Below are 16,482 nucleotides of genomic sequence, written 5' to 3'. Positions count from 1 at the left end.
CTCGATGTCCCGGTCTCGGCCACCTGGCCGCCGCGACTGGTCGGTTCCGTTCGGATGGTGCTGCCGCGGGGAGCGAGAATCCACCCACACGGCCTGTTCGGCGCTCAGGCCCGGCAACTTCAGTCCTGCTTCGTACGGCTTCAGTGCGGCACGTCTTCGGGGTACGGGCCCTCGTGCACGACATCGACCGCGAACTGCCCGAACCCGAGCCGGTGGTACACCTTCAGCGCCGCTGCGTTGTCGGCCTCGACGTACAGCAGCACGGTTTCCAGCCCTAGTCCGGCCAGGTGACGGAGCCCGGCCAGGGTGAGCGCCGTGCCCAGGCCCCCGCCGTGCCGGTCCGGGTCCACGCCCACGGCGTAGACCTCGCCCTCACCCTCGGGATGCACCTTCGTCCAGTGGAAGCCGATCATCCGGCCGTCCGCCTCGGCCACGAAGAAACCGGCCGGGTCGAACCACGGCTCGGCCTTGCGCGCGTCCAGGTCGGCCTGCGTCATCCGGCCCTGCTCGGGGTGCCAGCTGAAGGCCCGGGCGTTCACCCGCAGCCAGGCCTCGTCGTCCTCGCCGGGCCGGAACGTGCGCAGCGTGACGCCTTCCGGCAGCACCGGGGCGGGCAGTTCGTCGCCCATCGGCCGGCGCAGCTGCAGCAGCTCACGCACCACCCGGAAACCCAGCCGGGCGCCCAGCGCCCGGGCTGCGGGGTGGTCCCCGTGCGACCAGATCCGCGCCAGCCGGCCGTCCGCAGCGATCGTCTCCACCAGCGTCCGCCCGTGACCCCGGCCCCGCAGCTCAGGTGCGATCACCGCCTCGGCGCCCACGACCGTCCTCAGTTCTTCGGGTTCGGCATTCTCGACGTGGGCGTAGCCGATCACGCCGCCCGCCTCGTCGCGCACCAGCAGGTGCTGCCCACCGGCGACCGGCGAACCCATCGCCAGCAGCACGTGCTCGGAGATCGGGGCGGCCCCGTCGGCGGCGGTCGCCCGGGCGAGAAGGGCGCGCACGCCCTCGGCGTCGGTCCCGGAAAGCTGGTCGAGGGCTTCGATGTTCACGCGGGAGGTCACCATCGGGAGCATAGGTGGTGACGCAACGGCAGCACTCGGGGCCGGGGCACCGGCCTCAGGCGTCGACCGTCTCCTCGACCCCGGCCCGCTCGCGGCCGGGCGGCACGAACCGGTAGCCGACGTTACGCACCGTGCCGATCAGGGCGTCGTGCTCGGGGCCGAGCTTGGCCCGCAGCCGCCGGACGTGCACGTCCACCGTGCGGGTGCCGCCGAAGTAGTCGTAGCCCCAGACCTCCTGCAGCAACTGGGCCCGGGTGAACACCCGGCCCGGGTGCTGGGCCAGGAACTTCAGCAGCTCGAATTCCTTGTAGGTGAGGTCGAGCGCGCGCCCGCGGACCCGGGCGCTGTACGTCACCTCGTCGACGACCAGGTCGCCGGCGCGGATCTCGGGCGCCTCGTCGGACGCCTGGGTCTCGGCCAGGCGGCTGCGGCCGGCGGCCAGCCGCAGGCGGGCCTCCACCTCGGCCGGGCCGGCCGAGTCGAGCAGGACGTCGTCGGCGCCCCAGTCGGCCACCACGGCGGCCATGCCGCCCTCGGTGAGCACGAGGAGTAACGGTGAGGAGAGCCCGGTGGTGCGCAGCAGACGGCACAGCGAGCGGGCGCCGGCCAGGTCGCGGCGGCCGTCGACGATCACCGCGTCGGCCGGGGGAGCGTCGACCAGGACGGCAGCCTCGGCCGGCAGCACCCGGATCTGGTGCGGCAGCAGGCCGAGGGCGGGGAGCACCTCGGCGGACGGGGCCAGGGCATTCGTCAAAAGAAGGAGTGAAGCCATCTGGTAGACCTCCGCGTCGTCCGACCGACCGTGCAGGTGGCGAGCCCGGTTGTGTGCCCCCGTGGTGCCCGCGTCTTTGCGGAGTGCAACCCGATCAGGGTAGGTGACGAGGCGTTCCTGTCACAGGGGCTGACCACTATTTGGCGCCACGCAACGTCACAGTTCGGCCACCTGAGCACAAGTTCGTACGTGAACGCGGTCTCACTGGGACGTTTCCGGGCGGTGTCTGAAGTGAATCCGGTTCGGGCGGTTCCCGCCAAGAGGTGTGGCGTGTGACTCTCACGGCATCGATGCTCACTCAGAGTTGCCAGCCGGGTACCCACCGCGCGCACCGGCCGCCGATCGCGCTCTCGGCCGTGGGCGCTTGTCAGGGATCTGTCAGGATGCGGGCGTGACCGCCCCGCTTCCCGCCGGCCTGGCTCTGGTGGCCGCCGCCGTCCTGGCCGTGGCCGGTTACGCCGGAGGGCCGGTGCTCGCCGCCGCCGCCGGGCTCACCGTTCTGGCGCTCGCCATCGGCTGGAGCGACCTGCTCCGGCTCCCGCACCGGGCCGGCACCACGTTCCTGATCCTGGTCCTGGGCGTGGGCGCCCTGGTCGCCGGGAGCATCGCGATCTCGCCCGAGGTCGACGTGGAGCAGCCGCTGTCGGTGTTCTCCGGAGTGATGGCGGCCGCCGTGCTCAGCAGCTTCGCCCACGAACTGTTCCGCCGGGACGGCCGGCACAACCTGGTCGAGTCGGTGACCGGGACGCTGTCCGGCCAGTTCGTCGCCATGCTGGCCGCGGGCTGGGTGCTGGTCGGCGACACCGAGGCCGGATCGGCGGCGGTGGTGGTGGCCGCGGCCGGTACCGCGGTGGGCCGGCTGGTGCTCACCCTGCCGCTGGCCCCGTCGATGCTCACCTGGGCCGGCCTGGGCGCCGGGCTCGTCGCCTCGGTGGTGGCCTCGGTCGTGGTGCCGGGCGTGCCGCTGGGCACCGCAGCGCTGGTCGGGCTCGCCGTCTCCGGCGTGGGCATCGCCGTCGATCGCCTGGTCGATGCGGAAGGGCTGCTCACCCGGCTGCAGCCGGCCACCCTGGCCCGGGCCGCAGCTCCGGTGGCCGCAGCCGGCACGGCGGCCTACGCGATCTTCCGGATGGGTATCGGTTAATACACCAGCGTGCGGGTGCCTTCACGCAGGATGCGCTCCAGGTAGGCAGCGGCGCCCGCAATGGTGACGCCCTCGATCAGGTCGGCCGGGTCGATCGAACGCCGGGCGGCGGCCTGCGTGCAGACCCGTACCTGCCCCGCCTCCAGCACGATCTCGAGCAGTTCGGTCAGTGGTGCGGCCTCTTCCAGCACCAGCCCGGCCGCCCGCCCGGGCACCGCCAGCCAGGCGGCCTCACCGTTCAGCCAGACCTCCACCGGCACCCCGGCCGCGCAGGCGGCGGCGGCCACGGTGAAGGCCTGATTGCAGCGTTCCGGGGCGTCCGGCCCGGCGACGACCTCGATCACGAGCGAGTCGGCCATGCCCGCGACGCTACCTCGGCGGGCCGCTCGTCATACGATCGCACCGTGGCGTTCCAACTAGACACCGACCTGCCCACCCCGCTCGCGCCCCTGGCCTGGCTGATCGGCCGCTGGGAGGGGGCCGGCGTGATCGGCTACCCGACCATGGAAGAGGCGAACTTCGGCCAGGAGATCGAGTTCTCCCACGACGGCCGTCCGTTCCTTTCGTACACCTCGCGGATGTGGCGCCTGGACGCGGCCGGCAACCAGGTGGAGCCGCTGGCCACCGAGACCGGTTACTGGCGCCCGGTCGCGCCGCCGGCCGACGCCGAGCCGGAGACCGACAACACGCCCAGCACCGACCTCGAGGTGCTGATCGTGCACCCGACCGGCATCTCCGAGATCTACCTGGGCCGGGCCAAGGGCCCCCGCATCGACCTGCAGACCGACCTGGTCGCCCGCACGGTCTCGGCCAAGGAGTACACCGCCGCCACCCGGCTCTACGGGCTGGTCGAGTCCGACCTGCTCTGGGCCCTGGACATGGCCGCCGAGGGGCACCCGCTGCAGTCGCACGCCTCGGCCCGGCTCAAGCGGGTCTGAGATGGCCCAGGTGACCGTCGCGGAGCTGGACACCGCCCTGCGGGAACGCGGTCTGCGGGCCACCCCGCAGCGTCGTTCGGTGCTGCGGGCGGTCACCGAGCTCGGCCACGCCACCCCGGAGGAGGTCTGCGACTTCGTCCAGAGGGAGAACGAGTCGGGCCCGGTCAATCTCTCCACGGTCTACCGGGCCCTGGAGCTGATGGAGAAGATCGGGGTGATCAGTCACACCCATCTCACCCACGGCTCCCCGACCTACCAGGTGGCCAGTCACGTCAACCACCTGCACCTGGTCTGCCGGGGCTGCGGCGCGATCACCGAGGCCGACCTCGACCTGGCCCGGCCGCTGGCCCGGGCGGTGCGTGAGCAGTCCGGCTTCGACACCGACCTGGGGCACCTCTCCCTGCACGGCCTCTGCGCGCAGTGCCAGGACTCGTGAGCGGGCCGGGAAGTTCTGCGGGGCCCGGGGCGCTGCACAGCGACATGAGCGAACCCGTCGCCCCTGCCGTCCCGAGCTACCGCAGTCCGCTGCTGGAGCGCCCCGGAGCCGTTCCCGTCGAAGGCATCGACAGTGGTGTGGCCTGGCACTACGGCGACCCGGTGGGGGAGCAGCGGCGGCTCGAGGCGGGTCAGGCGCGGGCCGACCTGTCCAACCGCGGGGTGATCCGGATCGCCGGCCCCGACCGGCTCACCTGGCTGCACTCGATGACTACGCAGCACCTGTCCGGCCTCGCGCCGTTCACCTCCACCGAGGCCCTGCTGCTCACCCCGAACGGCCACGTCGAGCACGACCTGCACCTGGTCGACGACGGCAGCGCCACCTGGATCACGGTCGAGCCGGGCACCGCCGGTGAGCTGGTCGCCTTCCTGCAGCGCATGGTGTTCATGCGCCGGGTCGAGGTGGCCGACGTCACCGCCGACTGGGCCGTGGTCGGCGAGGCGGTGGACAGCGAGTCCACCGGTGAGCCGCTGGCCTGGCGTGACCCCTGGCCCGACCTGGCCGTGGGGGGCGCCCTCTACACCGCCGACGAGATCGAGGTGGCCGGGCACCCGGAGTGGAAGTGGCGCGAGGTGCTGATCCCGCGCGCCGAGTTCGAGCAGCAGGTGGCGGCGGGGGAGTTCGACGGCGCCGCGGGCACCTGGGCGGTGGACGCGCTGCGGGTGGCCGCCTGGCGGCCCCGGCACGGTTTCGAGACCGACCACCGCACCATCCCCCACGAACTCGACTGGCTGCGCACCGCCGTCCATCTGGAGAAGGGCTGCTACCGCGGGCAGGAGACGATCGCCCGGGTGCACAACCTCGGCCGCCCTCCGCGCCGGCTGGTCATGCTGCACCTCGACGGCACGATGAACGAGCTGCCCGCGCCGGGCGCCACCGTGCTCAACGGCGAGCGTGAGGTCGGGCGGGTGACCACCGCGGCCCGGCACCACGAACTGGGCCCGATCGCCCTCGCCGTGCTCAAGCGCTCCACCCCGCCGGATGTGCAGCTGCTGGCCGGAGGGGTCGAGGCGGCGCAGGAGATCGTGGTCGACGCGGCCGCCGGTCCCTCCGCCGACGTCCCGAAGATTCGCCGTCTGCCGCAGGGCTGAACCGCAAGATCTCAATTGAAGACGGATGTTGCTGGCTGATTCTGCGGCCAACAGTCACGATGGGCGGATGAATCGCACTTTGATCACCGTCGCGCCCACCGGTGCCGAGATCGACAAGGCGACCTGGCCGCAGCTGCCGACCACGGTCGAGGAACTCGTCGCCGAGGCCCGGGCCTGCGAGGCCGCGGGCGCGGCGATGATCCATGTGCACATCCGCGACGGCGAGCACCGGCCCACGCTCGACCTGGGGCGGCTGCGCGAGACGGTCGCCGCGCTGCGGGAGAACACCGGGCTGATCGTGCAGCTGTCCACCGGGGGCAGCGTGCACGACCCGCTCGCCGACCGGTTGAAGGTGCTCGACGCCGCCCCCGACTCGTGCTCGATCACCTGCGGCACGGTCAACTTCGGCAACGACGTGTTCAGCAACCCCTGGCCGTTCGTGGTCGACCTGTACCAGCGCAGTCAGGCCGCCCAGGTGGTGCCCGAGTTCGAGCTGTTCGACCTCGGGCACGTGGCCACGCTGGAACGGCTGGTCGGCGAGTTCGGCCTGCCCTACGGCGGCAAGGTCCACGCCGACTTCGTCCTGGGCGTGCCCGGGGGCCTGCCCGCCACCGTTCCCGCCCTGGTCGCGGGGGTGCAGGCGCTGCCCGCGGCGGTCACCTCCTGGTCGGCCACCGGCATCGGCCGCGGGCATCTGCCGGTGCTCGCGGCGAGCCTGGCGATGGGCGGCCACGTGCGGGTCGGCATGGAGGACAACGTCTTCTTCGCGCCCCGCCGCCCGGTCACCGGCAGTGCCGAACTGGCCGCCCGGGCGGCCACGCTGGCCAATCATCTGCAGCGCCCGGCGATGAGCCCGGCGCAGGCGCGAGAGCTGATCGGTCTGTCCGCATAGAGCCCCATTCTGTGACCCGGATCATCCGGCCGGGTCAGCAGGCAGCTTGCAAAGTGCTAACTCGAGCAAGCACAGTGGCCGGGTGGCAACCCTCAAAGTGCCCGATCGGGTGACCGAACTCGGAGCCTTCGTCCGGGAGCAGCGCGAGAGCGCCAAGCTCTCGCTGCGCCAGCTCTCCAACGCGGCCGGCGTCAGCAACCCCTACCTCAGCCAGATCGAGCGGGGGCTGCGCAAGCCCTCCGCCGAGGTGCTCACCCAGATCGCCAAGGGTCTGCAGATCTCGGCCGAGGCGCTGTTCCAGCGGGCCGGCCTGCTGGAGGAGTCGGTCGGGGTCGAGGTCGAGGTGGCGATCCAGAGCGACGTCCGGCTCACCGCCCGGCAGAAGCGGGTGCTGCTCGATATCTACGAGACCTTCCGCGCCGAGAACGCCCGGGACGACGCCGTCGGGGCAGCCGGGGCGATCGGGGTCGTCGGGGCGGAGGGCACCGTGGTGCCCCTGGCCGACGGTGCCGGTCTCAAGTCCCGGCGCCGTGGCGCCGAGCAGGCAACGGCCGCGGGTGAGCCGGTCCCGGCCGGGGCCGCTCGCCCCAGTGCGGCCCGGCGTGCGGCCGGCGCCCGCAAGCGGGCCGCCCGGCGCCCGGCGACCTCGCGCTCTGCGCTGCGTCAGGTCGGTTCCGAAGAACAGCGCACCGACTGAGCCTCATCATCCGTCCGTCGGCAGCGTCGCCGGTGGCTTCGGCAGGAAGATCCGACGACTGCGGCCGCCGATCCCGGCTCGTGACCAGGAGGACACCATGACCACCACCGACCAGGACCAGCGTCCGGCCGGTACGCCGAAACCCGGCCTGCCCACCACCCCGTTGTTCGCCGTGGTGGGGGCCACCGACCTGGCGGTGCAGCAGGTCCGCGCCGCCGCGGCCGGGGCCTCGCACCTGCAGCAGCGCTTCCAGTCCGACGTGGAGAAGCGGCTGGCCGACGTGGAGAAGCGGGTCGGTGCGCTCGACCCGAAGAACCTGCGGGCCCAGGCCGAGCAGGCACCCACCCGCGCCGTCGCCCGCGCCCTCGAGGTGGCGGGCAAGGCCGAGGCTGCCTACGAGGAACTCGCCCGCCGCGGCAAGGACCTGTTCGACCGGGTCTACCCCCAAACCGAGGGCCAGCCCCTGGTCAGCCAGACCTTCGTCACCCAGGTCTTCGTCAGCCAGGCCGGCAGCACCCTGAGCCGGGGCCGCGCCGCGGTCACCGTGGCCCGCCGTGCCGCCGACGACACGGCCTCGGTGATCCGCGGCACTCTGGCGATGGGGCGTCCCAGCAGCACGGTCGCCGAGCCGGTCGGGACCACCGACGAGGTCGTGAACGCCCCGGTCCGGCTCGACGAGGATGCGCTGCAGAAGGCGGTCGAGGTCGGCGACGGCGGCAACCAGGCCACGCCGCTGAAGAAGCCCGCCACCCGCAAGACCGCCGTGGCCAAGCGTGCCGCCGCGGCCGCGGCCAACGGTGCTCCGGCGGCCACCTCTCCTGCGGTGAAGGCCGCCAAGGGCACGGTTGCCCCGGCGACGAAGGTGGCCGGGCCGGCGAACGCTGCGGCAGACGACGCCGCTGTGAAGGCCGCGGTGAAGAGCCCCCGCACCGCCGCTCGCAAGACCACGGCCACCAGCACCCGGGCGCCTCGGACGTCGGCCAAGAAGCCCACCGCCTGACGGCGACGGATGGTCCGGCCGGGCGAACTGCTCGTGGCCGGAGCATCTCCCGGTGGCGTCAGACCCCCCGCTGGGGCTGCGCCGTCGGGTGCGCCCAGAGGCCTCGCCGGAACCTTCCGGCGAGGCCCAATCGTTGTCATCTCAGACCATCCTCCGGGGGGACCGGGGGCAGCCTCGAGGCCCTAAGGTAGATGTATGGACGCGCTGGGTAACGTGCAGGGCCTGCTCATGCTCATCATCGGCGTGCTCGCTCTCGGCGTGCAGGCCTTCGCTCTGGTGGATGCGCTCCGGCAGCGCACCGACGCGTTCACCGCCGCGGGCAAGCTCACCAAGCCGATCTGGCTCGGCATCCTCGGTGTCGCCACCGCGATCGGCGTCATCTTCGTCAACAACATGCCGCTGAACGTGTTCAACCTGATCGCCTTCGTCGCTGCCGCGGTCTACCTGGTCGACGTGCGGCCGGCGATCAAGTCGATCACCGGCGGCGGCAACAACGGGCCCTACGGCCGCTGGTGAGCTCGGCACCCGGGTTCCCCGGGTGACCTGACCAGTGCGACTCGTCACGCAACGCGGTCGCGTAGTCACGCAACGAATGGTCCAGCCGCTAGGCTCGCCCCAGTCGCCGCACCCGCACCCTGCGGGCCAGACGGTGCCGGCGTGACCAGCGTGACAGGGAGGGTCCATGACCGAGTACATGCCCGGAGGGCGTCGCCGGATCGACCGGGTGCTCGCTCCGGGGTACCTGGACGGGATCGACGTGCTGGATCTCGAGGAGGTCCGGGCTCGCCGGGCCGACGCGGACCAGGAAGAGGTCGACCTCTCCTACGCCCGCCGGCTGCTGCAGGGCCGGATCGACATCCTGCGGGCCGAGCAGGCCCGCCGCAGCGGCGACGGCCCGTCCGAGCCGGTCTTCGGCAACCGCACCGACGAGGCGATCGCCGAGACGCTCAAGCGCATCCTGGGCGCCGAGAAGCGCACCGACCGGGGCCTGGGCCGGCACATGGCCGCCACCCCGAGCCGGATCGGCGAGCACCGCCGGGAGGCCGAGCGGGCGGTGTCCGACGTCGGCGTCTCCGACCTGGACATGCCCGACGCCGACCTGGAGGCCGCGCTCGCCCGCCTGGTCGAGATCGAGAACCGGGTGTCGAGGTCGCGGCGCGAGGTGCAGCAGGTGGTCGACGCACTGACCGCCGAGGTGGCCCGCCGTTACCAGCTCGACCAGGTCAGCCTGGCCGACCGTTTCTGACCGGCGGCTGCTCGGGCACGCCCTAGATTGGGCGCTGTGAGAGCAGTGGTGCAGCGCGCATTGTCCGGCCGGGTCACGGTCGAGGGTGAGGAGGTCGGCGCCCTCGACGGCCCCGGCCTGGTGGTCCTGGCCGGGGTGACCCACACCGACGGTCCCGAGCAGGTGGCCACGATCGCCAAGAAGATCGCCCACCTGCGCATCCTGAAAGACGAGAAGTCCGCGGTCGACCTGGCCGTCGGCGTGCTCCTGATCAGCCAGTTCACCCTCTACGCAGACACCGCCAAGGGCCGCCGCCCGTCGTGGAACCAGGCCGCCCCCGGCCCGGTGGCCGAACCGCTGGTCCAGGCCCTCGCCGACGCCCTGCGCGGGCACGGCCTCAAGGTGGCCACCGGCCGCTTCGGCGCCGACATGCAGGTGGAACTGGTCAACGACGGCCCGGTCACGATTCTGCTCGAGGCCTGACGCACTCCCAGGTCACGGTGATCTCGCCGAGCCGCCAGCGCGCCGGCCCGTCCAGCACCGGCCACCCCTCGGCCTTCACCGCCGAGACCGTGGCCAGCCACCGCTGACGGGCCCCGAACGAGCTCAGCGGGGCACTGCGGGCCCAGGCGGCGTCCAGCGCGTTCAGGTACGCATGCACCCGCTCACCCGGCACGTTGCGGTGGATCAGTGACTTCGGCAACCGCTCGGCCACGTCCGAGGGCCGGTCCAGCCCGCCCAGCCGCAACGAGATGCTCAGACTGACCGGCCCCCGTTCGGCGTCCACCGCCACCCAGGTCGACCGTCGGCCGATCTCGTCGCAGGTGCCGTCCACCAGCAGCCCACCCGGGGCCAGCCCGGACCGCACCAGGTCCCAGGCCGGCTCCACCTCCGGCTCGGCGTACTGCCGGAGCACGTTGAACGCCCTGACCACGACCGGCCGACGCCCACCCAGGGGCAGTTCGAAGCCACCCACCCGGAAGCTCAGGCCCGGCCGTTCCAACGGCTTGGCCACCACCACCCGGGCCGGATCGATCTCGATGCCGACCACCTCGACGTCGGGCCGCACCACGCTCAGCCGCTGGTGCAGCTCCACCGCCGTGATCGGGCTGGCCCCGTAGCCCAGATCCACCACCAGCGGGTCCTCAGCCGCCCTCAGCCGCCCCGCGGCCGGTCCCGCCAGCCAGCGGTCCACCCTGCGCAACCGGTTGGGATTGGTCGTGCCCCGGGTGATCGTGCCCTGCACGGCGCGGGGGCGAGGCGGAGGCACGGAGCCACCCTAAGACTCACGCCGGACGGCCACCCGCCCTCCCCCGCCCACCCGGGAAGACGTCCGAGCAAAGGCCAAACGTGAGGTCGAGGGCCCCAGGAGTGCGTCGCCGGTGACAGGACCGCACACCGTTGTGACCACGTGGTGACGGTCACCCCCGGCCGACTTCGGGAAGAGCGGTCTGCACCTGTGGGTTAGCTTCGTTCGGGGGTTTTTCAGCAGTACTGGAACGAGCGAGGAGGACGCATGGGGCTGAGGCCGGACGGGACGCCCGGGCGGGTCGCGATGCTCTCTGTGCACACCTCGCCGCTGGAACAACCGGGCACCGGTGACGCCGGTGGCCTGAACGTGTACGTGGTCGAGACCGCCAAACGGCTCGCGCGACGCGGTACCGAGGTGGAGATCTTCACCCGGGCCACCGCGGGCCACCTGCCCTCGGTGACCGAGATGCTGCCCGGCGTGCTGGTGCGCAACATCGTCGCCGGACCCTACGAGGGCCTGGCCAAGGACGATCTGCCCGGCCAGCTCTGCGCCTTCGCCGCCGGGGTGCTGCGCACCGAGGCCCGGCTCGCGGCCGGCTGGTACGACCTGATCCACTCGCACTACTGGCTCTCCGGGCAGGTCGGCTGGCTGGCCGCCGAGCGCTGGAACGTGCCCCTGCTGCACACCATGCACACCATGGCCAAGGTCAAGAACCTGTCCCTGGCCGCGGACGACAGGCCCGAACCGGCCGGGCGGGTGATCGGCGAGGAGCAGGTGGTGGCCGCCGCCGACCGGCTGATCGCCAACACCGACCTGGAGGCCCGTGACCTGATCGGCCTGTACGACGCCGATCCGGAACTGGTCACGGTGATCCCGCCGGGCGTGGACCTGGACACCTTCACCCCGCAGGCCGACGGGCGGGCCCGGGCCCGGCAGAGGCTGGGGCTGCCCGCCGACGCCGAACTGGTGCTGTTCGTCGGCCGGATCCAGCCGCTGAAGGCCCCCGACGTGCTGCTGCGCGCAGTCGCCGCGCTGGTCGCGGCCGACCCGCAGCGCCGGGAGAAGCTGGTGGTGGCCGTGCTCGGCGGGCCCAGCGGGTCCGGCCTGGAGCGTCCCGAGGAACTCCAGAAGCTGGCCGTCGACCTGGGCATCGGTGACCTGGTGCGGTTCCACCCGCCGGTCGGGCGCCCGGTCCTGGCCGAGTGGTACCGGGCCGCCGACCTGGTCGCGGTGCCCTCCTACAGCGAGTCGTTCGGCCTGGTGGCGGTGGAGGCGCAGGCCTGCGGCACCCCGGTGGTGGCGGCCCGGGTGGGCGGCCTGGCCACTGCGGTGCGCGACGGCCGCACCGGGCTGCTGGTCACCGGGCACGAGCCGGCCACCTGGGCCCGGGCGCTCGAGGAGCTGTTGCGAGCCCCGCTGGTCCGGGAACGGATGAGCCGGGCGGCGGTGCGACACGCGAACCTGTTCAGCTGGGACCACACCGTGGATGCCACCCTCGAGACGTACGCGGCCGCCTGTGCCGCCCACGAACTGGGGGCACCTCCCGGCCGCCTAGCGGCTGGGGGACCACAATTGGTAGTTGCCGCCGGCTGAGGGGTAGGGCCTTGAACCAACTGCGTGAGGACGCCGAAGTCACCGTTCGCGGCTGGCTCGCCGAGGCGGGGGTCGAGTCGGTGCCGGGCACCCGGCCCGGCGAGTACGTGGTCGAGCTGCCCGGTGAGGCCAAGCTCCGCACCGGCGTCTCGATCCTGGTCACCGACCGCGCGCTGAGCGTCTCGGCGTTCGTGGTGCGCCGGCCCGACGAGAACCACGAGGCGTTCTACCGCTGGCTGCTGCAGCGCAACACCCGCCTGCCGGGCATCGCGTTCGCCCTGGACAAGCTCGGCGACGTCTACCTGACCGGCCGGATCCCGCTGGCCGGGGTGACTGCCGAGACCATCGACGACCTGCTCGGCGCCGTCCTCACCGCCTCCGACGGCTCGTTCAACGACCTGCTCGCCCTGGGCTTCCTCTCCTCGATGCGCCGCGAGTGGGCCTGGCGCACCGATCGGGGCGAGTCCACCCGCAACCTCGAGGCCTTCCGTCACCTCCTCCAGAGCGAGTGACTAATCTGCGGGGTATGGCGTACACCCTGGTCCTGCTCCGCCACGGCGAGAGCGAATGGAACGCGAAGAACCTCTTCACCGGCTGGGTCGACGTGCCCCTGTCGGAGAAGGGCCGTGAAGAAGCGGCGAAGGGCGGCCAGCTGCTGGTCGACGCCGGCGTGCTGCCCGACGTGGTGCACACGTCGCTGCTGCGCCGCGCGATCACCACGGCCCACCTCGCCCTCGACGCGGCGAACCGGCACTGGATCCCGGTCAAGCGCAACTGGCGGCTCAACGAGCGGCACTACGGCGCTCTGCAGGGCAAGGACAAGAAGCAGACGCTGGCCGAGTTCGGCGAGGAGCAGTTCATGCTCTGGCGTCGCTCCTACGCCACGCCCCCGCCGCCGATCGACGCCAAGGACGAGTTCTCCCAGGCCGGAGACCCGCGCTACGCCGACCTGGGCGACGACCTGCCGGCCACCGAGTGCCTGAAAGACGTTGTCGCGCGCATGCTCCCGTACTGGGAGAGCGACGTGAAGCCCGACCTGGTGGCCGGTAAGACGGTGCTGCTGGCCGCGCACGGCAACTCGATCCGCGCCCTGGTCAAGCACCTCGACGGGATCTCCGACGAGGACATCGCCGGGCTGAACATCCCCACCGGCATCCCGCTGGTCTACGAACTCGACGACGAGTTCAAGCCCGTGGTCAAGGGCGGCAAGTACCTCGACCCCGACGCCGCCGCGGCGGCCGTCGCCGCGGTCGCCAACCAGGGCCGCTGAACGAACCAGACCGAACTGAAGACGTCCGTGGGCCCCGAAGGGGGACCACGGACGTCTCTAATTTGTCGGCTTTTCAGACCTGGTCGAGCGGGGCCTCACCGTGCGCGGCGGTGTGGTCGCCGGTGACCAGGAAGACCACCCGGCGGCAGACGCCCACGGCATGGTCGCCGTAGCGCTCGTAGTAGCGGCTCAGCAGGGTGATGTCGACGGCCGCCTCGACGCCGTGGGTCCAGTCGGGGGAGAGCAGCTTGGCGAACATCTCCCGGTGGATCCGGTCCATCTCGTCGTCGTCGGCCTCGAGCTCCTCGGCCGCCTTCAGGTCGCGGCTGGCGATGATCGTGCCGGTCTTCAGCACCAGACGCTCGGCGATGTGCCCCATCTCGACGATGTAGCTGCGCAGCTCGGCCGGGACGGCGGAGTTCGGGTAGCGCAGCCGGGCCAGCTTGGACACGTGCCGGGCCAGGTCGCCCATCCGCTCCAGGTCGGCGCTCATCCGCAGGGCGGCGATCAGCGTGCGCAGGTCGGTGGCGACCGGGGACTGGCGGGCGATCAGCACCAGCGCCCGCTCCTCGAGGTCGTGGTGCAGCGCGTCGACCTGCTCGTCGGCCTCGATCACGCTCTCGGCCAGGGTGAGGTCGGCGTCGAGCAGGGCGGTGGTGGACCGGGCCATCGCCGACCCGACCAGCCGGGTCATCTCGACCAGCTGGTCGTCGATGGACTGCAGGTCGATCTCGAACTGCTCGCGGATTCCACCGCTCACGGAGCTCTCCTAGGATTGAGGGTCTGATGGTGGAGCGGGAACCTGACCGACCGCTCGCCGTCCTCACTACCGGTGACGAGGCGACGGCTGATCGTGGCTCACCGTCGCAGTGGCCCGTGAATAGATCCCGATCTGAAGGTGAACACGCGCCGAAGGGTTGGGCCGCGGCCGACTCTCCGGATCAAAACTGCCCGGGCGGCAGCTTACGCTGACATGGTGAGCACGCCCCTGGCCTTTGCCATCGCCATCGGGATCGGCCTGGTCGTCGGGCTGGTCCTCGGTGTGCTGAGCGTGGCCGGACGCGGTAACCGCGCACCGCAGCCGCACCCCACCCCGGCCCCCACCGGCCCGCTGCCCGAGGGCGCCGCCGACGTGCTGAACGTGCTGGCCTCCGCCTCGGTCGTGCTCGGCACCGACGGCCGGCTGATCAAGTCCAGCCCCGCCGCGCACGCCTTCGGGCTGGTGCGCGGGCGTGAGCTGGTGCACGCCGAACTGCGCGAGATGGCGGCCGAGGCGGGCACCCTGGGCCTGGTCCGCGAGCGCGAGCTGGAGCTGCCCCGCGGCCCGCTCGGCCGGGGCCGGCTGGTCGTCTACGCCCGGGTCGCCCCGCTGCGGCCCGACCTGGTGCTGGTCCTGGTCGAGGACCGGACCGAGGCCAAACGGGTGGAGGAGGTCCGGCGGGACTTCGTGGCCAACGTCAGCCACGAGCTGAAGACCCCGATCGGGGCGCTGAGCCTGCTGGCCGAGGCGGTGGCCGACGCCGCCGACGACGCCGACGCGGTGCGCCACTTCTCCGGCCAGATGCAGCGCGAGTCCACCCGGCTGACCAAGCTGGTGCAGGAGATCATCGACCTGTCCCGGCTGCAGGTGGCCGACGCCCTGCACCCGCCCGAGCCGGTCGGTATCGACGACGTGGTCTCGGACGCGGTCGACCGCTGCGTGATGGCCTCGACCGCCAAGAACATCGAGGTGGTGCTCGGCGGCGACCACGGCGCGGTGGTCTACGGCGACCACAACCTGCTGGTCACCGCCATCCGCAACCTGGTCGACAACGCGATCTCCTACTCGCCCGAGAACACCCGGGTCGGGGTCGGGGTGCGCCGGGTCGGCGGCATCGTCGAGATCGTGGTCAGCGACCAGGGCATCGGTATCGCCAGCACCGACCAGGACCGGATCTTCGAGCGCTTCTACCGGGTCGACCCGGCCCGCTCCCGGGTCACCGGGGGCACCGGCCTGGGCCTGAGCATCGTCAAGCACGTGGCCGCCAACCACGGCGGCGAGGTGATGCTGTGGAGCCGCCAGGGCCAGGGCTCCACGTTCACCCTGCGGCTGCCGGAGTCGGTGCAGCCGGCCGGCGCCCACGACCGCGGCGAGCACTCCGGCACCGAGACCTGGGTGGAGAACGGCCTGGTTCCCCGGCCCGCCCCGAAGACCGCAACACCCGATCCGGCCGCCCCCGCCGTCCCGGACGGCCCGGCCGTCCCGACCGGTGGGCCCGCCGCCCCAGGACTCCCGCAGGACGCGGGGTCCGAGCTGAAAGGAGCAACCCCGTGACCCGCATCCTGGTGGTGGAGGACGAGGAGTCGTTCAGCGACCCGCTGTCCTACCTCCTGCGCCGAGAGGGCTACGAGGTCGCGGTCGCCGGCGACGGGCCGGCGGCCCTGGACGAGTTCGACCGCAACGGCGCCGACCTGGTCCTGCTCGACCTGATGCTCCCCGACCTGCCCGGCACCGAGGTGTGCCGGCAGCTGCGCACCCGCAGCAAGGTCCCGGTGATCATGCTGACCGCCAAGGACAGCGAGATCGACAAGGTGGTCGGCCTGGAGCTGGGCGCCGACGACTACGTGACCAAGCCGTACTCCTCGCGGGAGCTGGTCGCCCGGATCCGCGCGGTGCTGCGCCGCGGCACCGAGCCGGACGTGGTCGAGGGCGCCACGGTCGAGGCCGGCCCGGTCCGGATGGACGTCGAGCGGCACGTGGTGACCGTGAACGGCGAGGCCGTGCCGATGCCGCTGAAGGAGTTCGAGCTGCTCGAGCTGCTGCTGCGCAACGCCGGCCGGGTGCTCACCCGGATGCAGCTGATCGACCGGGTCTGGGGCTCGGACTACGTGGGTGACACCAAGACCCTCGACGTCCACGTGAAGCGCCTGCGCGGCAAGCTGGAGCCCGATCCGGCGAGCCCGCGCTACCTGGTCACCGTGCGCGGCCTGGGCTACAAGTTCGAGGCCTGAGCCGACCGCTGAGCAACGCCGAAGGGCGGCACCCCCGCGGGGGTGCCGCCCTTCGGCGTT

General features: G+C 72.3%; 20 protein-coding genes. 15 read left to right on the top strand and 5 right to left on the bottom strand.

Annotation, left to right across the window (positions count from 1 at the left end):
• Positions 1-140 precede the first annotated feature (140 nt).
• Together mshD and LWF15_RS30405 are read right to left on the bottom strand one after the other, a co-directional pair.
• Entirely contained in the window at positions 141-1,064 is a 924-nt protein-coding gene (gene mshD, locus LWF15_RS30410) for a mycothiol synthase (protein WP_269811100.1), read from the bottom strand.
• 52 nt (positions 1,065-1,116) lie between these two features.
• A complete protein-coding gene (locus tag LWF15_RS30405; RefSeq protein WP_232814413.1) occupies positions 1,117-1,833 on the bottom strand; it encodes a winged helix-turn-helix transcriptional regulator in 717 nt (238 codons plus the stop codon).
• 391 nt (positions 1,834-2,224) lie between these two features.
• Here LWF15_RS30405 and LWF15_RS30400 point away from each other — a divergent pair, with 391 nt between their 5' ends.
• Positions 2,225-2,977, top strand: coding sequence for a hypothetical protein (locus LWF15_RS30400; protein WP_232814412.1), 753 nt, complete (start codon positions 2,225-2,227; stop codon positions 2,975-2,977).
• Here LWF15_RS30400 and LWF15_RS30395 read toward each other — a convergent pair.
• Positions 2,974-3,336 (bottom strand): DsrE family protein, encoded by a 363-nt coding sequence (locus LWF15_RS30395; protein ID WP_232814411.1) that lies wholly within the window; start codon positions 3,334-3,336, stop codon positions 2,974-2,976. The genes LWF15_RS30400 and LWF15_RS30395 overlap by 4 nt on opposite strands.
• Positions 3,337-3,381: 45 nt before the next feature.
• Between LWF15_RS30395 and LWF15_RS30390 the strand changes: the two genes are divergently transcribed.
• The 9 genes from LWF15_RS30390 to dtd all read left to right on the top strand — a co-directional run bounded on the left by LWF15_RS30390 (position 3,382) and on the right by dtd (position 9,799).
• Positions 3,382-3,915, top strand: coding sequence for an FABP family protein (locus LWF15_RS30390; RefSeq protein ID WP_232814410.1), 534 nt, complete (start codon positions 3,382-3,384; stop codon positions 3,913-3,915).
• A gap of 1 nt (position 3,916) precedes the next feature.
• The gene (locus LWF15_RS30385; protein WP_269811099.1) at positions 3,917-4,351 is read left to right on the top strand and encodes a Fur family transcriptional regulator; all 435 of its coding nucleotides are present in this window, start codon (positions 3,917-3,919) and stop codon (positions 4,349-4,351) included.
• A 44-nt stretch (positions 4,352-4,395) separates the two neighbouring features.
• Positions 4,396-5,502 (top strand): CAF17-like 4Fe-4S cluster assembly/insertion protein YgfZ, encoded by a 1,107-nt coding sequence (gene ygfZ / locus LWF15_RS30380; RefSeq protein ID WP_232814408.1) that lies wholly within the window; start codon positions 4,396-4,398, stop codon positions 5,500-5,502.
• A 67-nt stretch (positions 5,503-5,569) separates the two neighbouring features.
• Positions 5,570-6,394 carry a BKACE family enzyme gene (locus LWF15_RS30375; protein ID WP_232814407.1) on the top strand — a complete coding sequence of 275 codons (825 nt, stop codon included), beginning with the start codon at positions 5,570-5,572 and terminating at the stop codon, positions 6,392-6,394.
• 82 nt (positions 6,395-6,476) lie between these two features.
• Positions 6,477-7,091: a helix-turn-helix domain-containing protein gene (locus LWF15_RS30370; RefSeq protein ID WP_232814406.1), complete on the top strand. Its 615-nt coding sequence runs from the start codon at positions 6,477-6,479 to the stop codon at positions 7,089-7,091.
• Positions 7,092-7,188: 97 nt separating this feature from the next.
• Complete coding sequence (locus tag LWF15_RS30365) at positions 7,189-8,091, top strand: hypothetical protein (protein WP_232814405.1); 903 nt, start codon at positions 7,189-7,191, stop codon at positions 8,089-8,091.
• Positions 8,092-8,286: 195 nt separating this feature from the next.
• The gene (locus LWF15_RS30360; protein ID WP_232814404.1) at positions 8,287-8,607 is read left to right on the top strand and encodes a DUF2516 family protein; all 321 of its coding nucleotides are present in this window, start codon (positions 8,287-8,289) and stop codon (positions 8,605-8,607) included.
• 166 nt (positions 8,608-8,773) lie between these two features.
• Positions 8,774-9,337: an RsiG family protein gene (locus LWF15_RS30355; protein ID WP_232814403.1), complete on the top strand. Its 564-nt coding sequence runs from the start codon at positions 8,774-8,776 to the stop codon at positions 9,335-9,337.
• Positions 9,338-9,373: 36 nt separating this feature from the next.
• Positions 9,374-9,799 (top strand): D-aminoacyl-tRNA deacylase, encoded by a 426-nt coding sequence (gene dtd / locus LWF15_RS30350; protein WP_232814402.1) that lies wholly within the window; start codon positions 9,374-9,376, stop codon positions 9,797-9,799.
• Here the strand turns inward: dtd and LWF15_RS30345 are convergent.
• Positions 9,777-10,586 carry a class I SAM-dependent methyltransferase gene (locus LWF15_RS30345; RefSeq protein WP_232814401.1) on the bottom strand — a complete coding sequence of 270 codons (810 nt, stop codon included), beginning with the start codon at positions 10,584-10,586 and terminating at the stop codon, positions 9,777-9,779. The two genes, dtd and LWF15_RS30345, sit on opposite strands and share 23 nt — an antisense overlap.
• Before the next feature lie 246 nt (positions 10,587-10,832).
• On the opposite strand from LWF15_RS30345, the gene mshA reads away from it, so the two are divergent.
• From mshA to LWF15_RS30330, 3 genes are read left to right on the top strand one after another with little or no spacing between them, the layout of a single operon-like run.
• On the top strand, positions 10,833-12,161 hold the full coding sequence (gene mshA, locus LWF15_RS30340) for a D-inositol-3-phosphate glycosyltransferase (protein ID WP_232814400.1): 1,329 nt from the start codon (positions 10,833-10,835) through the stop codon (positions 12,159-12,161).
• Between the two features lie 11 nt (positions 12,162-12,172).
• Entirely contained in the window at positions 12,173-12,673 is a 501-nt protein-coding gene (locus tag LWF15_RS30335; protein ID WP_232814399.1) for a YbjN domain-containing protein, read from the top strand.
• 14 nt (positions 12,674-12,687) lie between these two features.
• Positions 12,688-13,431: a phosphoglyceromutase gene (locus tag LWF15_RS30330; RefSeq protein ID WP_232814398.1), complete on the top strand. Its 744-nt coding sequence runs from the start codon at positions 12,688-12,690 to the stop codon at positions 13,429-13,431.
• A 73-nt stretch (positions 13,432-13,504) separates the two neighbouring features.
• Here LWF15_RS30330 and phoU read toward each other — a convergent pair whose 3' ends face one another.
• Positions 13,505-14,191: a phosphate signaling complex protein PhoU gene (gene phoU, locus LWF15_RS30325; protein WP_232814397.1), complete on the bottom strand. Its 687-nt coding sequence runs from the start codon at positions 14,189-14,191 to the stop codon at positions 13,505-13,507.
• Positions 14,192-14,404: 213 nt separating this feature from the next.
• Here phoU and LWF15_RS30320 point away from each other — a divergent pair, with 213 nt between their 5' ends.
• Both LWF15_RS30320 and LWF15_RS30315 read left to right on the top strand, forming a co-directional pair.
• Complete coding sequence (locus LWF15_RS30320; RefSeq protein ID WP_408624327.1) at positions 14,405-15,745, top strand: sensor histidine kinase; 1,341 nt, start codon at positions 14,405-14,407, stop codon at positions 15,743-15,745.
• On the top strand, positions 15,742-16,422 hold the full coding sequence (locus LWF15_RS30315; RefSeq protein ID WP_232814395.1) for a response regulator transcription factor: 681 nt from the start codon (positions 15,742-15,744) through the stop codon (positions 16,420-16,422). The genes LWF15_RS30320 and LWF15_RS30315 overlap by 4 nt, the downstream gene beginning before the upstream one ends.
• The last annotated feature ends 60 nt before the right edge of the window (positions 16,423-16,482 follow it).

Source organism: Kineosporia rhizophila (assembly GCF_021277265.1).
Taxonomy (GTDB): domain Bacteria; phylum Actinomycetota; class Actinomycetes; order Actinomycetales; family Kineosporiaceae; genus Kineosporia; species Kineosporia rhizophila.
This window is presented reverse-complemented; position numbering and strand designations above follow the sequence as displayed.